Raw genomic sequence first — 14,944 nt, forward strand, 5'->3', positions numbered from 1 at the left:
TCATCCAATCGCGGAAGGCCCGAAGGTCCCCTCCTTTCCCCCGTAGGGCGTATGCGGTATTAGCAGTCGTTTCCAACTGTTATCCCCCTCGACTGGGCAGATCCCTAGGCATTACTCACCCGTCCGCCGCTCGCCGCCTCAGGAGTAAACTCCCTTGCGCTGCCGCTCGACTTGCATGTGTTAGGCCTGCCGCCAGCGTTCAATCTGAGCCATGATCAAACTCTTCAATTAAAGTTTTGTTGCTTCCGTCTTGCGACTTCAGCGGCTCAATGAATTCTGATTTTTTGTTTCTCGCACTCCCTATAAAAGAAGGTCTGAAACAAACTGTACATATTGCTATGAACACTCATTGTTACATTGATTTAAATTTTTGACTGCCAACCCGAAGGCTAAGCAGTTTCGATTAACTCAACACCTGTGAGTGCCCACACAGATTTCTTGTTTTATCTTGTTAAAGAGCGTTGACCACATACCGTTGCCGGCGGGTCGTGCTGATGCTTCATCAGCTCAGGGTCGTGCATTTTACGCATTTCCCGTTTCGCGTCAAGGAGTATTTTTCAACTTCTTGCTGCGCTTGAATTAAGTGCTTAAAAGCCACTCAATTCAACTTAACTCGTCAGCTGGCTTTCGCTGTCTGCCGTGTCAGTGGATGCGCATTATAGGGAGATTGAGAAAGTCCGCAACCCCTAAATTTAAGATAATTGTCATTTTCTCGCTGTTCGTTGGATATTTGACCTGACCCGCTAGTTTTTAACCTTTATAATGCTAAAAATCACTCAATTAGGGACTTTTCTATGTCAGGGCCACTCAGAACTTACCAAGGTATTCATCCTCAATTAGGCAATAGCGTGTATGTAGATGAAGCTTCGGTGCTTGTTGGCGATATTGCGTTAGATACTGATGCCAGTATTTGGCCTATGGTGGCGGCGCGTGGTGATGTTAACCATATTCGTATTGGTAAGCGCTCGAACGTCCAAGACGGTAGCATATTACATGTGACCCGTAAGTCAGCTTCTCGTCCCGATGGTCATCCACTGATTATTGGTGATGATGTGACTATTGGTCACAAGGCTATGCTTCACGGTTGCAAAGTCGGTAACCGAGTATTAGTGGGCATGGGTGCGATTATTCTCGACGGTGCGATTTTAGAAGATGATGTGATCTTAGGTGCGGGCTCTTTAGTGCCACCAGGCAAGGTATTACAGAGTGGCTATTTATATGTAGGGAGCCCAGTTAAGCAGGCTCGCCCATTAACGCCTGCCGAAATTGCCTTTTTGCCAGAATCAGCCGACAACTATGTCAGACTGAAAAACGAATACTTAGTTGAGTTACAAAACATCTAGTCACTTATAGTTAGTCGCTTACAGTTAATCGCTTAGCGTCACTATAGCTATATAAGAAAGGCGGCAAAGACTCATTCAGTCTCTGCCGCCTTTTGCTATTCGCTGATTCAGAAAACTATCTAAGTTCGATAAGTTTAGCCTAAGTGTACTGCCCCAAACTCATCAAACTCTTCGGCTTCAATTAAATCTTCAGCCATTTCTTCGGCATCAAATCTCACCGCATCAAACAATGCCAGCATAGCGGCGGCTTCATTGGCACTCGGCTGTTCAGAGAAATCATTCAGCTCGGCTAACTTATTCACACTGATATAGCACTTGATGTTCATCCCCTGTGACTGCGCGATAAAGCAGACTCGCTTGTAGGCGTCGTCCCAATATTGCAGTTCGGGAAAAAGAATACTTTGATTCATGCTTCCTACTTAGGCTCGGCCATTAGTTTATCCCTCAAAAGATTTAATACCACTTGAGTATCGGGCTCGATACCTCGCCATAGGGTAAAACTCTTAGCCGCTTGTCCGACTAACATGCCGAGCCCATCAATAACCTTAGCTGCACCTTGAGATAGCGCCCATTGGTTAAAAGCGGTGACCGAGGCGCCATACATCATGTCATAACAAACAGTTTGGGTGGTGATGATATGCGCTGGCAAAGTTGGCAACTCGCCCGCAAGACTCGCCGAAGTTGAATTGATGATGACATCGAACTCGCCCACAAGCTCATTCATTTCTACGGCGGTGACTCTATTTGCGAAAGCACCGTTATCCACCGAAGTAAAGATATCGACCAGAAGCTGTGCCTTAGTGTGAGTGCGATTACTGATGATCAGCTGCGCAATTCCCGCATTTAATAACGGCAGAATACAACCGCGCGCCGCACCACCAGCACCAATAAGTAACACGCGCTTATCTTGCAGGCTGCCTAAGTTAGCGATGAGATCGGCCACCAGCCCTAAACCATCGGTGTTATCACCGCGAATAGTGCCATCGGCCAATAAACTTAAGGTGTTTACCGCGCCAGCAAGCTTGGCCTCTGGGCTGAGACTGTCACACAGCGCAAAAGCTTGCTCCTTAAAAGGCACTGTCACATTCACGCCCTTGCCGCCCGCATTGAAAAACGCCGTCAGAGAGGCTTCAAAACCATCGACCGGAGCAAGAATGGCTTCATAGGTTAATAACTCTTGGGTGGGCGCGGCAAATTGTCCATGGATGAACGGCGATTTACTGTGGCTAATTGGATTGCCAAACACTGCGTATCTGTCTGTCATAGCGATATTAAATTTTAGGTTCAATGGCTTTGCAGTCTACCGCGCTTTTGAGCCTAGGCAAGACGAATTATGTTCAACTAAATTTCACGTTGGGTTTCACGCTATAATGCGCCATCGGCTCAATACTCTCTATTTTAGTGAACGACTATTCCAATGAACTGGCTTAAAAAGATTTTTAGCAAACACACTCCACCGCAGGATGATCGCGATCCGAGCCAATCTAACGCTTACGACTTAATCGGCGGCGAAAAAGTGATCCGCGCTATCACCAAATGTTTTTATCAGAAGATGGCAAGCTCTGCAGAAACGACAACACTGCTTGCTATTCATAGAGCGCCAATTGCGGAATCAGAGCAGAAGTTGTTCGAATTTTTAAGTGGTTGGCTCGGCGGGCCGCAGCTCTATCAGCAGAAATATGGTCATCCCGCATTGCGAGCACGGCACATGCATTTCGCCGTCGATGAGGCGATGCGGGATCAATGGCTGTTTTGTATGAAATTTGCGATTGAAGAAAACATTAATAAGCCAGAGCATCGAGCCGCCATCTTTGAGGCGATTTCAACTCTGGCCGATCATATGCGTAATCAATAACGTGGATATGGCATCTACTTTTTATGATTAACGGCTAAACCCAGTCGCGGGGTTTGAGGTAGTTATCATACAAATCTGCCTCTGGGCTTCCCGCCTCTGGTGTATAAGCATATTGCCAACGCACTAATGGCGGCATCGACATTAAGATAGACTCGGTACGTCCACCAGTCTGCAGACCAAACAACGTGCCTCTGTCGTAGACTAAGTTGAACTCAACATAACGACCACGACGATAGAGTTGGAACTGACGCTCACGCTCACCGAATTCAGTCTCTTTACGACGCTCGACAATCGGCGCATAGGCCGTTAAGAAGCCATTACCTACAGCTTGCATAAAGCTAAAGCTTTGCTCGAATCCTGCTTGATTCAAGTCATCGAAAAACAATCCACCCACGCCGCGGGTTTCATTACGATGCGGCAGGAAGAAATACTCATCGCACCATTTCTTATACTTGGGATAAACCTCATCCCCGAAAGGCGCGCAAATATCCTTAGAAGTCAGGTGCCACTCGCGCACATCTTCCTCGAAAGGATAATAAGGCGTTAAATCAAAGCCACCGCCAAACCACCACACGGGATCAGCACCCTCTTTTTGAGCAATAAAGAAGCGCACATTGGCGTGAGTCGTCGGGATATACGGATTATTAGGATGGATCACTAAAGACACACCCATAGCTTCAAAACTGCGACCCGCCAGTTCTGGGCGATGCGCCGTAGCTGACGCAGGCATAGCGGCGCCAGTCACATGGGAAAAGTTAACCCCAGCTTGCTCGAACACTGCACCTTGGGTTAATACTCGGCTCGTGCCACCACCGCCTTCGGCGCGGGTCCATGAATCGGCGGCAAACGTTGCTTGACCATCCAGCACCTGTAAACCAGCACAAATTCGGTTTTGTAGATCGATTAAAAACGCTTTTACCACTGCAACATCAGGCACACTCATATTGTTATCCTTATTATTGGTTTGCTCATTGTCCATTTCGTAAAATCTTACCGCTTCGCGCATCGATAATGGTCGAGGGCTGACCTTGCTCTCCGAGTTCACCTAATACGAGTGCATCAATTTTACCTGTAAAATCTGCGAGAATTTCATCGGCAGTTAATGCTGGCTCTTCACCCGCAAGGTTAGCGCTGGTCGACACTAAAGGTTTATTGAGCGCGCGGCACAGGGATTGCACTCCAGCATGGGCAGATACTCGCACTGCGATAGAGTCAAATTCACCACAGAGGTATTTTGAAACCTGCGCTTTGATTGGCATTACAAAGGTAAAAGGCCCCGGCCACTTGGAAAATGCAAACTCGAGCTGCTCAGCCGTTAATTGCGATTCATCAACATAAGCCAAAAGCTGCTGAAAATCACTGGCGACTAAGATCAGTCCCTTTTGCCATGGGCGCTGTTTTACAGCCAATAACTTTTGGATAGCAGTGTCATTATCTGGGTCGCAACCTAGGCCATAAACGGCCTCGGTTGGATAAGCGATAACACCACCGTTAAGCACAATATCTTTTATGTCAGATGGGTGCAGCTGCAACATCTTAGGATCACCTTTTGAGTATTGTCGATTTCAACAATCAAATTATTGGATAAATTCGAATACTGACCGCCCCATCAGCGGTCAGCCGAGGATTATACGCAAGCCACTTTCATCGGCCAAATATTAAGATGCAGGTCACACAATAAACTAAAGTGGTCTTTTGTATTTACAGCTTTTTTGCGGGCATTCTAAACGCATCCCAGCCGCACCTTTACGCTCGACTAAGATCCCAAAACCACAACTCGGGCAAGCTTCAGCAACCGGAGGATAATTCACAATAAACTTACACTTAGGGTAAGCACTGCAGGCATAAAAACTCTTTCCGAAGCGACTCGTTCTGTGCTCAAGCTTACCCGCTTTGCATTCAGGGCAAGGAATGTCAGGCTTGTCACTCGCTTGATCCTGTTTTTCAATATGCGTGCAGCTAGGGTATTGAGTGCAACCAATAAAGATCCCAAATCGACCAGATTTTACCGCCAGCTCGTGGCCGCATTCAGGACATACAGAACCTTCAATCACTTGAGTTTCAATGAATTCGTGTTGCACTAAGGGACGAGTGTAATTACAGCTAGGGTAATTATTACAGCCAATAAAACCGCCGTGCTTACTGTGTTTGACCGATAACTCGCTGCCACATTCAGGGCAAAGTTCGTATTCTTTTTCCAGTGCGTGTTCGTGGGCACTAAATAATTGTTCATCAATCTTAGACATAATCATTCACCACCTGTCGTAGCGCATTAGGATATCAAGCGCAGTGCCATCAAGGAATTTATGGCATCAAAAAAGGAGGTCTTAGCCTCTTATTAAACCATTTGGAGCATAAGTCATAAACACATGATTTTAGTCAATTTATTATTTATAACAGTGAGTTAATTTATTTTTTGCAAGCAACAAAACCAATCTAAATCAAAGTAAATCGAACTAACAAAAACCAATGTGGGCATTTTGTGGATCATGCTAAAGGATTAAAGCGCGTCGCTTCGAATAAATGGTCAGGTGCCAAATGAGCATAGCGCATCGTCATTTGAATCGAACCATGCCCAAGTATTTTTTGTAATGTGAGGATATTGCCACCGTTCATCACAAAGTGCGATGCAAACGTGTGGCGCAATACGTGACTAGCTTGGCTCTTAGGTAGCTCAATACCAGAAGATTTTAACACGGCAAGAAACGGCTTGTAGCAATCAGCAAACAAGCGGCCATTACCTATGGGTAGTTTTGCACGCAGCTCGCGTGTAATTGGAACTGTACGATTCTTGCCATTCTTGGTATCTATAAAATTAATACGGTCTTTTAATATCTGTGAGCTGGTAAGGTTCTGGGCCTCACTCCAACGCGCGCCAGTACTCAAGCAGATTTTTACAATCAGCCGCATATCACCAGAGAGTAAACTGAGCAGATGTTCAATTTGTGGCTTAGACAAAAATGTCATGTCTCTGGCAGGGGTTTTGACTAACGAAACCGATTTGAGAGGATGCTCGCCTGGGAATTCTCCAGCAGCAATAAGTACGCTGTATACCGAGTGCAGGCGCTCAAACTCCAGATTGGCTGTTTTAGGGGTGATCTTATCTAACCGCCGCGCCCGATAGTTTAAATAAAAGCTGGTGTTAACTTGTTGGCTTTGCGGGTTATCCATCAACTTACAAGTGGCAATTAACTTTTTACGGGTATTTTCACCCTCTTTTAAATTTTTGCCGTGTAAATGAAACCAACGCTCAATTAACTCCAGCAATGGGCGCCTGTCGATAGGCGCGTCGAGCCAGTCTTTATTATGGTGCTGCGACAATATGAACTTCTCATATTTTGTCGCTTCGGTTTTGGTCTCAAACGTGCGTCGATAACGTTTACCATTGCGGCCGGAGGGGCGAATATCAACACGGTAGCCGCCATCAACTTTAGTAATGCTCATTTAAAACCTTAACCTATTGGTGCAATTAGCCGCGACTACTGAGCTATATTTTCACGATAAATAAAAGGAATGACGATTTTATCTGGAGTGGTGCCAAACTTAGTTGCGAGAAAAGCTTTAAGGCGATCTTCGTTTAACAAACCATCTTCATCAAACCGTTCACGGTTATCAAGCCATGCTTTCCAAAAGGCCAATTGCTCATCTGTTAATTGCACATGTGAGGCTTCAACCTCCCATTTTTTCCCGTTGCAATCATTCCCAGTGATATCACAACCGTCAGGTGCGTATTTGACCATGGCTACACCTTGGCCGCGATTCGCAGCAAACGGGGCAACCTCAAGTATTACTCTCACATAATCAGCACCTGTTTGCTCTTGAAGATCTTTCGCGGCAGCTTTCGCGGTTTCAGCTCTATCTAATTGTGTTACTGCGGTCGGAGCCACAATACCCCAGCGTAAGCGCTTTCTGTCCTGCCAGCTGTTATCTTCCTCTGAAATGACTTCATAAGGATGCGCAACAGGTTTGGTCGCAGTGAGCGCTTGCTCTGCTGGCACTGTTGTAGCAGGAGCTTGCTCGATTGGCGCATTAACCACTGGCAGTTGTTCTGCTTGCACAGTTGCTGCACCAGGTGACGGTTTAGCTGGCTCCATAAATACTGCAAAGAGGAATAAGAAGACGATGGCACCAAGGCCATAGAATTTAAATACTTGCCCGCGAGTTGCTTTGCCAGCCCAAGAGGGGTTAAGTAACCCAATCACGCAAATAGTTGATGATGCTAAAAACAATAATGCTAGAACGGTATCCATTCGTTTAATTCCTCTTACTGCATATAAATACTACGGGTCGTTTGCGAGGCTAGTGTATTACTCACTTAATCGGTAAGCGCCCGCCGCTTGCTAAGCATTCTTCGATGGTTTTATATGGGGTATAGGTTTTGGTGCGCTTATAAGAGCGGCTGGATTTGTCGTGGCAAATGTCGTTTTTGCTCTTTTTTACATTGGGTTCGCTGGCATCTTCATTGGCGAAGCTGGCGGGGGCGAATAAATATAGCGTTAAGCAAACTACTATCCATTTCATCAATTAACTCCTTTTAATTACTTTGTAAAAACTCGCTATTTAAAAATCATTACAGCGCTTTACCTGTAAATACCACTTTGCCGACGATGGTGCAGTTACCATTAATCTCTACGAATTTATTTGGCCAGTCGGGGTTTAGGGCTTTGAGGTATTTTTTATTGCCATCGATGATCAGCTGCTTGAAGGTGGCTTGGTTTTCATTTTGATAAGGGGTGATGTCAAAGATACTTAATTACACCGATAATTAATCCAGTGCATGTCAGTACCGTTCCGAAAAGCCATAGCTTTAGGCTTATAAATTCTAGTTTGAGATCCGACAATGATTTTTTCACATCTTTCATATCAGTCTTTATTTCACCGATATCGCGTTTGATGTATTCAACATCGGATTCGAGCCTTGCGATTCTTTCTTCCATACCACCACCGCCCCCTGAGTGCTTACTCTGTTTATTCATATTATCAGAGTCAGAGAACAAATTGCTGACATTATTGGGATAATGTTTGTTCATCTCATCTCGCCTTTCGGTTCATTGATTCTTCGAGCTTTTTGACATTGATAAACTGCTGGCTGCCACAGTTCTCGCACATCACTACGTAGGATGAAAACACCCCGTATTCTTTTTGGTTATTCGCTTCGGGGTTAAACACATTCACATCATGGTCAATGGTGATCAACCCATGCTCATCACCCAAAATCAGCAGTTCACCTGTGCCACACAGATGGCAAGGGCGGCAACCTATGGTCTGATTGAAGAAATCAATCACTTCATCTCTTTTTGTACAGGCGTAATATTCAAAATTGCTCATGATTTATTCCTTTAATTATAAGGCTTTACCTGTGAATACCACTTTGCCAACGATGGTGCAGTTGCCATTGATAGGGACAAATTTATTAGGCCAGTCGGGGTTTAAGGCTTTGAGGTATTTTTTATTGCCATCGATTATTAGCTGCTTGAAGGTAGCTTGGTTTTCATCATCCAGGCGCGCCACTACATAGCTGCCGTTCTCCACCTGTGCGTCGGGGTCGACATAAATCAAATCGCCTTCTTCGAACCTTGGCAGCATGCTCTCGCCTTCCACCCTCACAATAAACGAGTGTTGACTGCATTTGATTGGGCAGGGGTAAAGCTCTACATCCAGTGGCGCCACTTCGTGAATATCTGTCCACACACCTGCCTGCACCATACTGATCAGCGGTAAATAGTTACCCGCACTGGCGACCACTGTCGCGTTGTCCATATCCCCCACACCAAAGCGTAAAAATTCTGGCGAGGTCTGTAAGGTTTCTGCTAACTGCTCAATATTTCGAGGGTTTTTAGTTATTCCCGCCTCTATTTTCTGCAATGCAGCTTGAGTAGTTAAAGCTTTTTCAGCGACTTGACGTTGACTCAAGCCGAGTTGAAGGCGTCTTTTTTTTATTCTTTCTGAAATATCCATGAATCCCCTAAAAAGATCAGTTACTTAAATAAAGAAAAAACATCTTATACAACTTTTATTCATTATTAAAACTTTTAGGACTGTTTACAAATGATTTAAACTCTGGCTTAATGACAACGTAAAGTAGTCAAGCGGAGTTAAAGTTATGAGTGCTATCGAGTCTGCAGTAAAAATAATCGGCGGCCAAACCAAGACGGCAAGGCAATTTAACATTAGACAGACGCATGTTTGGAAATGGATCCATGTCAACAAACAAGCCCCTGCCAAGTACATCAAGCGCATTGCGGCTCTGACCAATCATCAGGTCACGATTGAACAGTTGCTGGCTGACCATGAGCAAAACCATCAAGCCAAGGGAATGCAGCAATGACTGCTATCACCATTAGCGCAGACTTTGCGCCGTTTCTCTCACCTGAGCGTTATGCCGAGCGGATGGGCGTGGATTTATCCACGGTCAAAACCATGATGGATAACGGCCTATTACCTGTGTATCAGCCCGTTGCCCGCGGTAATCGCTATATCAACATGATTGGCGCGATAAAGCTGGCTGACGAAGTGTACGAAACCCAAAAGCGCACCGCCCCTTGGGCAACGCTTAACGGGATACGTTGAGCCTATTTGTTAAGCCTGTTTGTAAGGAGAAAGGGATGAATTATCGGCAAATAAAAGGCACCACGATTGAAGTACCAGATTGGGTACAAGTACCGGCTTTCGCTGAGTTTAGTGAAGCAAAATTGGAGAAGAGCCGGCGCGCGATTGCGTATCTACGCAGTAAGTATTTTGGGAATGAAGTTGGTAAACGAAAAACAGAGTAGCAGAAAAAACAAAGCCACAACCGCTGTAACGGTTATGGCTGATATCACTTAACTCTTTATCACTTAATGGGAACACACCACATGACACACCAAATGATGAAACAAAGCATAGCAGTAACTTCCCCTTTAATTCAAGCACCCGCCCTAATTTTGTCGGCGCTGACCACAGCGCAGGAGGCAAATGCCTTTATGAACCAATTTAATTTTGACCTTAACAATCATTACCACAGCAGCATGCGCCGCCTAATGGTGGATGTGCATACCCGCCATGGTGATGCGCTCGCGGTTGCTAACCCTGTCAGTGCTGCACGTTATCGCGGTATGGCCCAAGGGCTTGAGCGCGTTGCGCTATTGGTACTGAACGATTCAGTGCTGTACCACGCCTGTAGCGAACTGGTTGATGAACTTGAACGACTGCATGACGACATGATGGCCGAGCCAGAGCACTAGAGCGGGGGGAAGTATGAAATTAGCCAATGTCGAGTTAGCAGAAATCAGAGTTGTCTCGCTTTATGTGATCACCTGTTTCATGTGTGAAAAACAACTCCATTTAGCCGCGAGTGAAATTGATGCCAGCGTTGGTGATGCAGCAGCAATGGCAGCATCACAGGGCTGGCATAGCTACGAAACCAGCGATGAAAGCTGTTCTGTTGCCTGCCCAAGCTGCATTAAAGAAGCGCAGGAAAACGAAGGGGAGGATTAAGCATGTGTACGTTAGCCGCAGCAGAACGAATGTTAGCTACTGGCAAGTTTTACAGCGCCGGCACGTTAGCCGCCGAGTTAGGTATTTCGGCCGCGAGTGCGTCGGGCAAGTTATCGAACATTCGTTCTTCAAAAAAATATCAGTGCGTGGTGACGCCTTTGCCCAATCGCAAGGTCAAGGTTGTTGCCATTAACGGTAAGTCTGTTTCTAAACAATCGATGTGGGATTTAGTGCTGTTCAAACGGCCATTACCGCAGGGAGTGCACGCATGAGGCAGCAGAGCCAAATACTCGCCGAACTCGGCTCAGCACAGCGGCCTGTTTTTAATGGTCGCCACCCAGCAGGTTTGCGCAGTGACGGTTTGCCTTATGCCAGCCGCTGCAAGGTGAGCGATGCAAAACGTGCAGAACGCGCGCGGACTCGCCGCATTGAAGATATGGCGTTAGCCAAAGAACTGGGCATTAGCCTAGACGAATTACAAGAGGGAACGGTATGAAACAACCAACAGACAGTAATTTTGATAATTATAAATTTGCCTCATCAGTAGCAGCAGCAATGATGGCGGCGTGTTGGCTTGAGCATGATGCGGTGATCCTCGACACCGAAACTACGGGGCTTGAATGGGGTTGTGAGGTTGTGGAGATCAGCATCATCGAGGCGCGCACAGGGCTGATATTGATGAACACCTTAGTGCGCCCAATTAATCCTATCCCAGCCGAAGCGACGGCAATACACGGTATTACCAATGAAATGGTTGCCGATGCCCCGCTATTTTTTGATATTGCCATTAGTGTCGCGCAGATATTGAGCGGGCGCACCGTGATTGCGTATAACTCGGCATTTGATAAGAAAATGCTGTGCTCCTCTGCGGCCTATAGCTCTGGCGAGCCCCCCTATGTTAATAGCGATTTTCAGTGTGCCATGTTGGCGTATGCCCAGTACAAAGGCGATTGGAATCACGGCCATGGTGATTTTAAGTGGCATTCGTTAGTCAATGCTGCAAAGCAGCAGGGCATTGCGCTCGAAGGAACGGCGCACCGTGCGCTATATGACTGTCAGCTTACCCGCGAGCTAATACTAAAGATGGCGGCTGAGTAATGGCTAGAAAGTCGCACCGTTTCGCGCATTTGTTGCAGCACTTTCGAGCTAATCGGGTGGATTTATTGACCCGCCTGAGACAGTACCAAGAAGACCCTACAGAGCTAAGCCTAGCAAGATTAGCCGCGGTACTTGGCGCGCTTGAGTGCCTTTACTGGCAGGCGCTTGGCTGTGACGAAGTGTTATTAGCTAAAAAAATTGCACGTACTACCGAGGCGTCGGCAGCTTACACCACTGACGCTATTGGTTGTATCACTTGCATTTTTTCAGCAAAACACTGAGCTGGAGCCGTATTACTCAATGAGCGCGCGCACCATTTCTAATCCACTTCCTTTTAAGCGGCGTTTGCAACATTTGCCAACGCCGCTTGCTGATGACTTACTGGCAGCATTTGCTGTTGCAGCTGAGCGCTTGCCTGCCGCACCGGTGGATTTGTGGCAGGATGATGTTGTCGCTGGCGTGCGTGAAAAGGTTGATACCACTCGCTTGTATCAGCCTATTTTTGATAAACCTGCCGAGCGTTTTACCGCGGCAAAAGGCTTTGAAATGCTTGCGCCACTGTCATTCCATGTGCGCAATAAAGTACAAAATACCTATCAGCAACGTGTTAATAGTGGCGGCATTGCTGCTGGCTCGGCGTATTTACGCGAAACCATTAAAAAGTTAACAGTGGTTTGGCATAAATATCCATTTCATAAAATCTCGGGCATGAAGTTTGTTAAGCACTCAGCGCAGGAGCTTGATGATAATGAGGATTTGACCCCTGAAAGCCGCGCATTAGTTGCGGCCTCGCCATTTAGTGCATTTAGATTGTTGCGCCATCGCAAATCCACGGAACTTAAGCAGGTAGCCTCACAAATGGCTGACGCTTGCATGATGCAGGTTAAAGCGATTGCCGCTGCCGACCACAGTGACATGGCCTATTTTAACGCCTATGACGCTGCCGCCGAACTCTGCAAAACATGGAGCATCGAGCCGCCATACTGGCAAGCGGCACACATTGACCACATTAACGAAGCGGCTGAATGCGCAATATTGCGGATGACCTGCCCAAAATGGTGGGGCAAGAAGCTATTAAAACTGCGCGACCAGTGCTGTGAACACCTGTGCTTAGTGGCTGGCCTTGTTACCAAACAAACCCCCTTTATCAGCGATGAATGCTTTAGTGAGTGGCAGTCACAACAAAGAACTGCAATGCAGTGGCTTGAAAGCACCATGATTGAAAATGATGACGGGGTGATCTTACCGCTGATTGAAGCGGCGATGGCGGGCAACGCCAACCCGACAAACCGTGTCACAGAGCTGATAGTGCGTAACCGCGGCTTAGAAGAAATCGCCGATGCTGCGGGCATGATTGCGCTTGCAGTAACGCTTACTTGCCCGAGTAAATACCATTCCAATTCACATAAGTGGGATCTTGGCAACGCCAAGCGAGCACAGAAATACCTCGTTGATACCTTTGCCAAAATGCGCTCGGCATTGGGTTATCGCAACATTCCGTTTTTAGGGTTTCGTGTCGCTGAGCCGCATAAGGACTCGACGCCACACTGGCATATGGCGTGGGTGATTAAGCCTGAGCATGAAGCTGCAGTGAGAGCAATTATTACCAAGTACGCCTATCAGGTTGATGGCGATGAACCAGGTGCAGCACAGCACAGGCTAAAGATAGAACCCGTCAGAAAGGATGCGAACGGCAAAAGCGGCCTTGCTGGTTACTTTATCAAGTACTTGCTTAAAGGCATCCCCGGGGATCACATGCATGGCCAACAAGAGCTTGAACTGGAATCAGGCCAAACCATTGAGGCAGCATCCGCCCGCATAGCGGCATGGGCGAGTCGATATGGCATTCGGCAATACCAGTTTTATGGCGCTGAGTCGGTGCAGATATGGCGCGAATTGCGCCGGCTAAAAGTAGGCCCGCAATCGCCTGAGATTGAAGCGGTAAGGGCTGCAGCTTGTAGCTCGGATTGGAAAGGTTATGAAGAAGCGATGAAGCATGCACAGCTGTCACTCAATTATGAACTCACCCCTGAGGGCAACCAATACGGCGAAGTAACAAAGCGCGTTCAGGGCATTAACGGCATCGCTTTTGGTAAAAAGCGCTTAATCATCACCCGTGGCGAGCGCTGGAAATTGCGCAAAGCAACTGACGAAGAGCAAGACGCATACAAAGCACTTAAGCAACGCCGCAAAGATTTATTTACCGTTAATCGCGCCATGAATGCTGAAAGCCGCCTGTCCCGCAAAGAACTCAAAGACGCGATGCCGAAGTGGAGCATGTCGCTGTTGCCTTCGGCTTTTGGCTCTCCTTGGACTTGTAGGAATAACTGTACAGACCCTGTTTTGGAGGAGGTTGATAGCCGAATTATCAGGCACCTTGCGCAGGTGGGGATTACAGACCCAGTTAATATTGAGCGTTTACTGTTCGATGGTTGTCGGGTGATGGATGCTGACGGCGGTGAGTGGTGGGTTGATGATGGCCAACTGCGGAACGAACCGTATCGGTATCACGAAATTAGGGATCTTCCGCTTGATGAACTGGTCTCAGAAATGCAGTCGTGGGGAAAAACTATGGAGTATTCAGCATGAAAACACTGATTCAAGGTTGTGAGACTGCAGAACAGTTTGAAGTACTGCTTAAGCTGACTGGCATTACCAGTGAAAATAAAAAAAATGCGCTCCGCGCTCACTTAGTTGAAGGCTTGCCAGCAAAAAGAGCTTATGCCCGCTTTCATGTTACCCAGCAGCATTTTAGCCAGGCATTAAAACTACTAAACAAAAAAGCTGACTTGGCCATGCAGTACGCGGCGCTGCAAAAGAGTAAAGGTGAGCAGAACTTTGACGAGTTAAGGCGGCGGATCATTGAAGCAAAACAAAGCGGCGGATATCGTCCGATATTTGGCGGAAGCCATAGAAATCCACCTGGTGATGATTGATAAAACCACATTAGATAAGTGGTGTAAAAATAGAGATATAACGAGTGTGGGTTAGGAAAATGAGAGTTGGCATTCAATATATAGCGTTAAAGGATCTAGGGGATCGCTGAATGATCGCAATCGCGTTTTTTTGCGTTTTGGGTAGCAGGGTTTTATCAGTGAAAGCAGCGAGTGCTGGCGCGGTTTTTCGGGATCGCGTTTTTGCGTTTTTTTCATCCGATAAAGCGGGCAGGCGT

The 14,944-nt window shown here is 46.8% G+C and carries 25 protein-coding genes and 1 rRNA gene; 13 read left to right on the forward strand and 13 right to left on the reverse strand.

What is annotated here, in order from left to right; genetic code table 11:
• Positions 1–231 (reverse strand): 16S ribosomal RNA (locus tag L5L91_RS19060); the annotation flags it as partial.
• 563 nt (positions 232–794) lie between these two features.
• Between L5L91_RS19060 and L5L91_RS19065 the strand changes: the two genes are divergently transcribed.
• Positions 795–1,343: a gamma carbonic anhydrase family protein gene (locus L5L91_RS19065; protein WP_263237447.1), complete on the forward strand. Its 549-nt coding sequence runs from the start codon at positions 795–797 to the stop codon at positions 1,341–1,343.
• Positions 1,344–1,477: 134 nt separating this feature from the next.
• Here the strand turns inward: L5L91_RS19065 and L5L91_RS19070 are convergent, their stop codons facing one another.
• Positions 1,478–1,753, reverse strand: coding sequence for a DUF1488 domain-containing protein (locus L5L91_RS19070; RefSeq protein ID WP_263237448.1), 276 nt, complete (start codon positions 1,751–1,753; stop codon positions 1,478–1,480).
• Between the two features lie 5 nt (positions 1,754–1,758).
• The gene (aroE, locus tag L5L91_RS19075; protein WP_263237475.1) at positions 1,759–2,607 is read right to left on the reverse strand and encodes a shikimate dehydrogenase; all 849 of its coding nucleotides are present in this window, start codon (positions 2,605–2,607) and stop codon (positions 1,759–1,761) included.
• A 153-nt stretch (positions 2,608–2,760) separates the two neighbouring features.
• On the opposite strand from aroE, the gene L5L91_RS19080 reads away from it, so the two are divergent.
• A complete protein-coding gene (locus L5L91_RS19080; protein WP_173248522.1) occupies positions 2,761–3,198 on the forward strand; it encodes a group II truncated hemoglobin in 438 nt (145 codons plus the stop codon).
• A gap of 34 nt (positions 3,199–3,232) precedes the next feature.
• Here the strand turns inward: L5L91_RS19080 and hemF are convergent, their stop codons facing one another.
• From hemF to L5L91_RS19130, 10 genes are all read right to left on the reverse strand, one after another.
• Positions 3,233–4,141 carry an oxygen-dependent coproporphyrinogen oxidase gene (hemF, locus tag L5L91_RS19085; RefSeq protein WP_263201695.1) on the reverse strand — a complete coding sequence of 303 codons (909 nt, stop codon included), beginning with the start codon at positions 4,139–4,141 and terminating at the stop codon, positions 3,233–3,235.
• Between the two features lie 25 nt (positions 4,142–4,166).
• On the reverse strand, positions 4,167–4,733 hold the full coding sequence (locus L5L91_RS19090; protein WP_263237449.1) for an L-threonylcarbamoyladenylate synthase: 567 nt from the start codon (positions 4,731–4,733) through the stop codon (positions 4,167–4,169).
• A 147-nt stretch (positions 4,734–4,880) separates the two neighbouring features.
• On the reverse strand, positions 4,881–5,444 hold the full coding sequence (locus tag L5L91_RS19095) for a type I DNA topoisomerase (protein WP_263183825.1): 564 nt from the start codon (positions 5,442–5,444) through the stop codon (positions 4,881–4,883).
• Positions 5,445–5,685: 241 nt separating this feature from the next.
• Positions 5,686–6,642, reverse strand: coding sequence for a tyrosine-type recombinase/integrase (locus L5L91_RS19100; protein ID WP_263203912.1), 957 nt, complete (start codon positions 6,640–6,642; stop codon positions 5,686–5,688).
• Positions 6,643–6,677: 35 nt separating this feature from the next.
• The gene (locus L5L91_RS19105) at positions 6,678–7,448 is read right to left on the reverse strand and encodes a DUF4875 domain-containing protein (RefSeq protein WP_263203911.1); all 771 of its coding nucleotides are present in this window, start codon (positions 7,446–7,448) and stop codon (positions 6,678–6,680) included.
• A gap of 61 nt (positions 7,449–7,509) precedes the next feature.
• Entirely contained in the window at positions 7,510–7,719 is a 210-nt protein-coding gene (locus L5L91_RS19110) for a hypothetical protein (protein WP_263203909.1), read from the reverse strand.
• A 49-nt stretch (positions 7,720–7,768) separates the two neighbouring features.
• Positions 7,769–7,945, reverse strand: a complete 177-nt coding sequence (locus L5L91_RS19115; protein WP_317630184.1) for a S24 family peptidase — start codon at positions 7,943–7,945, stop codon at positions 7,769–7,771.
• Positions 7,938–8,228, reverse strand: a complete 291-nt coding sequence (locus L5L91_RS19120; RefSeq protein ID WP_263203908.1) for a hypothetical protein — start codon at positions 8,226–8,228, stop codon at positions 7,938–7,940. The genes L5L91_RS19115 and L5L91_RS19120 overlap by 8 nt, the downstream gene beginning before the upstream one ends.
• Position 8,229: 1 nt before the next feature.
• Entirely contained in the window at positions 8,230–8,526 is a 297-nt protein-coding gene (locus tag L5L91_RS19125; RefSeq protein WP_263203907.1) for a hypothetical protein, read from the reverse strand.
• Positions 8,527–8,541: 15 nt separating this feature from the next.
• Positions 8,542–9,156, reverse strand: a complete 615-nt coding sequence (locus tag L5L91_RS19130; protein ID WP_263203905.1) for a LexA family protein — start codon at positions 9,154–9,156, stop codon at positions 8,542–8,544.
• A 145-nt stretch (positions 9,157–9,301) separates the two neighbouring features.
• On the opposite strand from L5L91_RS19130, the gene L5L91_RS19135 reads away from it, so the two are divergent.
• From L5L91_RS19135 to L5L91_RS19185, 11 genes are all read left to right on the forward strand, one after another.
• The gene (locus tag L5L91_RS19135; RefSeq protein ID WP_259579183.1) at positions 9,302–9,526 is read left to right on the forward strand and encodes a helix-turn-helix domain-containing protein; all 225 of its coding nucleotides are present in this window, start codon (positions 9,302–9,304) and stop codon (positions 9,524–9,526) included.
• Positions 9,523–9,768 (forward strand): hypothetical protein, encoded by a 246-nt coding sequence (locus L5L91_RS19140; protein WP_012197351.1) that lies wholly within the window; start codon positions 9,523–9,525, stop codon positions 9,766–9,768. The genes L5L91_RS19135 and L5L91_RS19140 overlap by 4 nt, the downstream gene beginning before the upstream one ends.
• Positions 9,769–9,803: 35 nt before the next feature.
• Positions 9,804–9,971, forward strand: a complete 168-nt coding sequence (locus L5L91_RS19145) for a hypothetical protein (RefSeq protein WP_263203902.1) — start codon at positions 9,804–9,806, stop codon at positions 9,969–9,971.
• A gap of 81 nt (positions 9,972–10,052) precedes the next feature.
• On the forward strand, positions 10,053–10,421 hold the full coding sequence (locus L5L91_RS19150) for a hypothetical protein (protein WP_263203901.1): 369 nt from the start codon (positions 10,053–10,055) through the stop codon (positions 10,419–10,421).
• 13 nt (positions 10,422–10,434) lie between these two features.
• Positions 10,435–10,674: a hypothetical protein gene (locus L5L91_RS19155; RefSeq protein WP_115407001.1), complete on the forward strand. Its 240-nt coding sequence runs from the start codon at positions 10,435–10,437 to the stop codon at positions 10,672–10,674.
• A 2-nt stretch (positions 10,675–10,676) separates the two neighbouring features.
• Positions 10,677–10,946 carry a hypothetical protein gene (locus L5L91_RS19160; protein WP_115407002.1) on the forward strand — a complete coding sequence of 90 codons (270 nt, stop codon included), beginning with the start codon at positions 10,677–10,679 and terminating at the stop codon, positions 10,944–10,946.
• Positions 10,943–11,170: a hypothetical protein gene (locus tag L5L91_RS19165; protein ID WP_263203899.1), complete on the forward strand. Its 228-nt coding sequence runs from the start codon at positions 10,943–10,945 to the stop codon at positions 11,168–11,170. Before L5L91_RS19160 ends, L5L91_RS19165 begins: the two co-directional genes overlap by 4 nt.
• Positions 11,167–11,772, forward strand: coding sequence for a 3'-5' exonuclease (locus L5L91_RS19170; protein ID WP_263203897.1), 606 nt, complete (start codon positions 11,167–11,169; stop codon positions 11,770–11,772). Before L5L91_RS19165 ends, L5L91_RS19170 begins: the two co-directional genes overlap by 4 nt.
• A complete protein-coding gene (locus tag L5L91_RS19175; RefSeq protein ID WP_263203895.1) occupies positions 11,772–12,053 on the forward strand; it encodes a hypothetical protein in 282 nt (93 codons plus the stop codon). The genes L5L91_RS19170 and L5L91_RS19175 overlap by 1 nt, the downstream gene beginning before the upstream one ends.
• 19 nt (positions 12,054–12,072) lie before the next feature.
• Positions 12,073–14,361, forward strand: a complete 2,289-nt coding sequence (locus tag L5L91_RS19180) for a replication endonuclease (RefSeq protein WP_263203892.1) — start codon at positions 12,073–12,075, stop codon at positions 14,359–14,361.
• On the forward strand, positions 14,358–14,708 hold the full coding sequence (locus L5L91_RS19185; RefSeq protein ID WP_263203891.1) for an adhesin biosynthesis transcription regulatory family protein: 351 nt from the start codon (positions 14,358–14,360) through the stop codon (positions 14,706–14,708). The genes L5L91_RS19180 and L5L91_RS19185 overlap by 4 nt, the downstream gene beginning before the upstream one ends.
• The last annotated feature ends 236 nt before the right edge of the window (positions 14,709–14,944 follow it).

This window comes from Shewanella sp. SM55, from assembly GCF_025654025.1.
GTDB lineage: Bacteria > Pseudomonadota > Gammaproteobacteria > Enterobacterales > Shewanellaceae > Shewanella > Shewanella oncorhynchi.

Excerpts from the sequence above, each read along its gene's own strand:
- L5L91_RS19065 (WP_263237447.1), top strand. The coding sequence starts at position 795 with ATGTCAGGGCCACTCAGAACTTACCAAGGTATTCATCCTCAATTAGGC.
- L5L91_RS19070 (WP_263237448.1), bottom strand. The coding sequence starts at position 1,753 with ATGAATCAAAGTATTCTTTTTCCCGAACTGCAATATTGGGACGACGCC.
- aroE (WP_263237475.1), bottom strand. The coding sequence starts at position 2,607 with ATGACAGACAGATACGCAGTGTTTGGCAATCCAATTAGCCACAGTAAA.
- L5L91_RS19080 (WP_173248522.1), top strand. The coding sequence starts at position 2,761 with ATGAACTGGCTTAAAAAGATTTTTAGCAAACACACTCCACCGCAGGAT.
- hemF (WP_263201695.1), bottom strand. The coding sequence starts at position 4,141 with ATGAGTGTGCCTGATGTTGCAGTGGTAAAAGCGTTTTTAATCGATCTA.
- L5L91_RS19090 (WP_263237449.1), bottom strand. The coding sequence starts at position 4,733 with ATGTTGCAGCTGCACCCATCTGACATAAAAGATATTGTGCTTAACGGT.
- L5L91_RS19095 (WP_263183825.1), bottom strand. The coding sequence starts at position 5,444 with ATGTCTAAGATTGATGAACAATTATTTAGTGCCCACGAACACGCACTG.
- L5L91_RS19100 (WP_263203912.1), bottom strand. The coding sequence starts at position 6,642 with ATGAGCATTACTAAAGTTGATGGCGGCTACCGTGTTGATATTCGCCCC.
- L5L91_RS19105 (WP_263203911.1), bottom strand. The coding sequence starts at position 7,448 with ATGGATACCGTTCTAGCATTATTGTTTTTAGCATCATCAACTATTTGC.
- L5L91_RS19110 (WP_263203909.1), bottom strand. The coding sequence starts at position 7,719 with ATGAAATGGATAGTAGTTTGCTTAACGCTATATTTATTCGCCCCCGCC.
- L5L91_RS19120 (WP_263203908.1), bottom strand. The coding sequence starts at position 8,228 with ATGAACAAACATTATCCCAATAATGTCAGCAATTTGTTCTCTGACTCT.
- L5L91_RS19125 (WP_263203907.1), bottom strand. The coding sequence starts at position 8,526 with ATGAGCAATTTTGAATATTACGCCTGTACAAAAAGAGATGAAGTGATT.
- L5L91_RS19130 (WP_263203905.1), bottom strand. The coding sequence starts at position 9,156 with ATGGATATTTCAGAAAGAATAAAAAAAAGACGCCTTCAACTCGGCTTG.
- L5L91_RS19135 (WP_259579183.1), top strand. The coding sequence starts at position 9,302 with ATGAGTGCTATCGAGTCTGCAGTAAAAATAATCGGCGGCCAAACCAAG.
- L5L91_RS19140 (WP_012197351.1), top strand. The coding sequence starts at position 9,523 with ATGACTGCTATCACCATTAGCGCAGACTTTGCGCCGTTTCTCTCACCT.
- L5L91_RS19145 (WP_263203902.1), top strand. The coding sequence starts at position 9,804 with ATGAATTATCGGCAAATAAAAGGCACCACGATTGAAGTACCAGATTGG.
- L5L91_RS19150 (WP_263203901.1), top strand. The coding sequence starts at position 10,053 with ATGACACACCAAATGATGAAACAAAGCATAGCAGTAACTTCCCCTTTA.
- L5L91_RS19155 (WP_115407001.1), top strand. The coding sequence starts at position 10,435 with ATGAAATTAGCCAATGTCGAGTTAGCAGAAATCAGAGTTGTCTCGCTT.
- L5L91_RS19160 (WP_115407002.1), top strand. The coding sequence starts at position 10,677 with ATGTGTACGTTAGCCGCAGCAGAACGAATGTTAGCTACTGGCAAGTTT.
- L5L91_RS19165 (WP_263203899.1), top strand. The coding sequence starts at position 10,943 with ATGAGGCAGCAGAGCCAAATACTCGCCGAACTCGGCTCAGCACAGCGG.
- L5L91_RS19170 (WP_263203897.1), top strand. The coding sequence starts at position 11,167 with ATGAAACAACCAACAGACAGTAATTTTGATAATTATAAATTTGCCTCA.
- L5L91_RS19175 (WP_263203895.1), top strand. The coding sequence starts at position 11,772 with ATGGCTAGAAAGTCGCACCGTTTCGCGCATTTGTTGCAGCACTTTCGA.
- L5L91_RS19180 (WP_263203892.1), top strand. The coding sequence starts at position 12,073 with ATGAGCGCGCGCACCATTTCTAATCCACTTCCTTTTAAGCGGCGTTTG.
- L5L91_RS19185 (WP_263203891.1), top strand. The coding sequence starts at position 14,358 with ATGAAAACACTGATTCAAGGTTGTGAGACTGCAGAACAGTTTGAAGTA.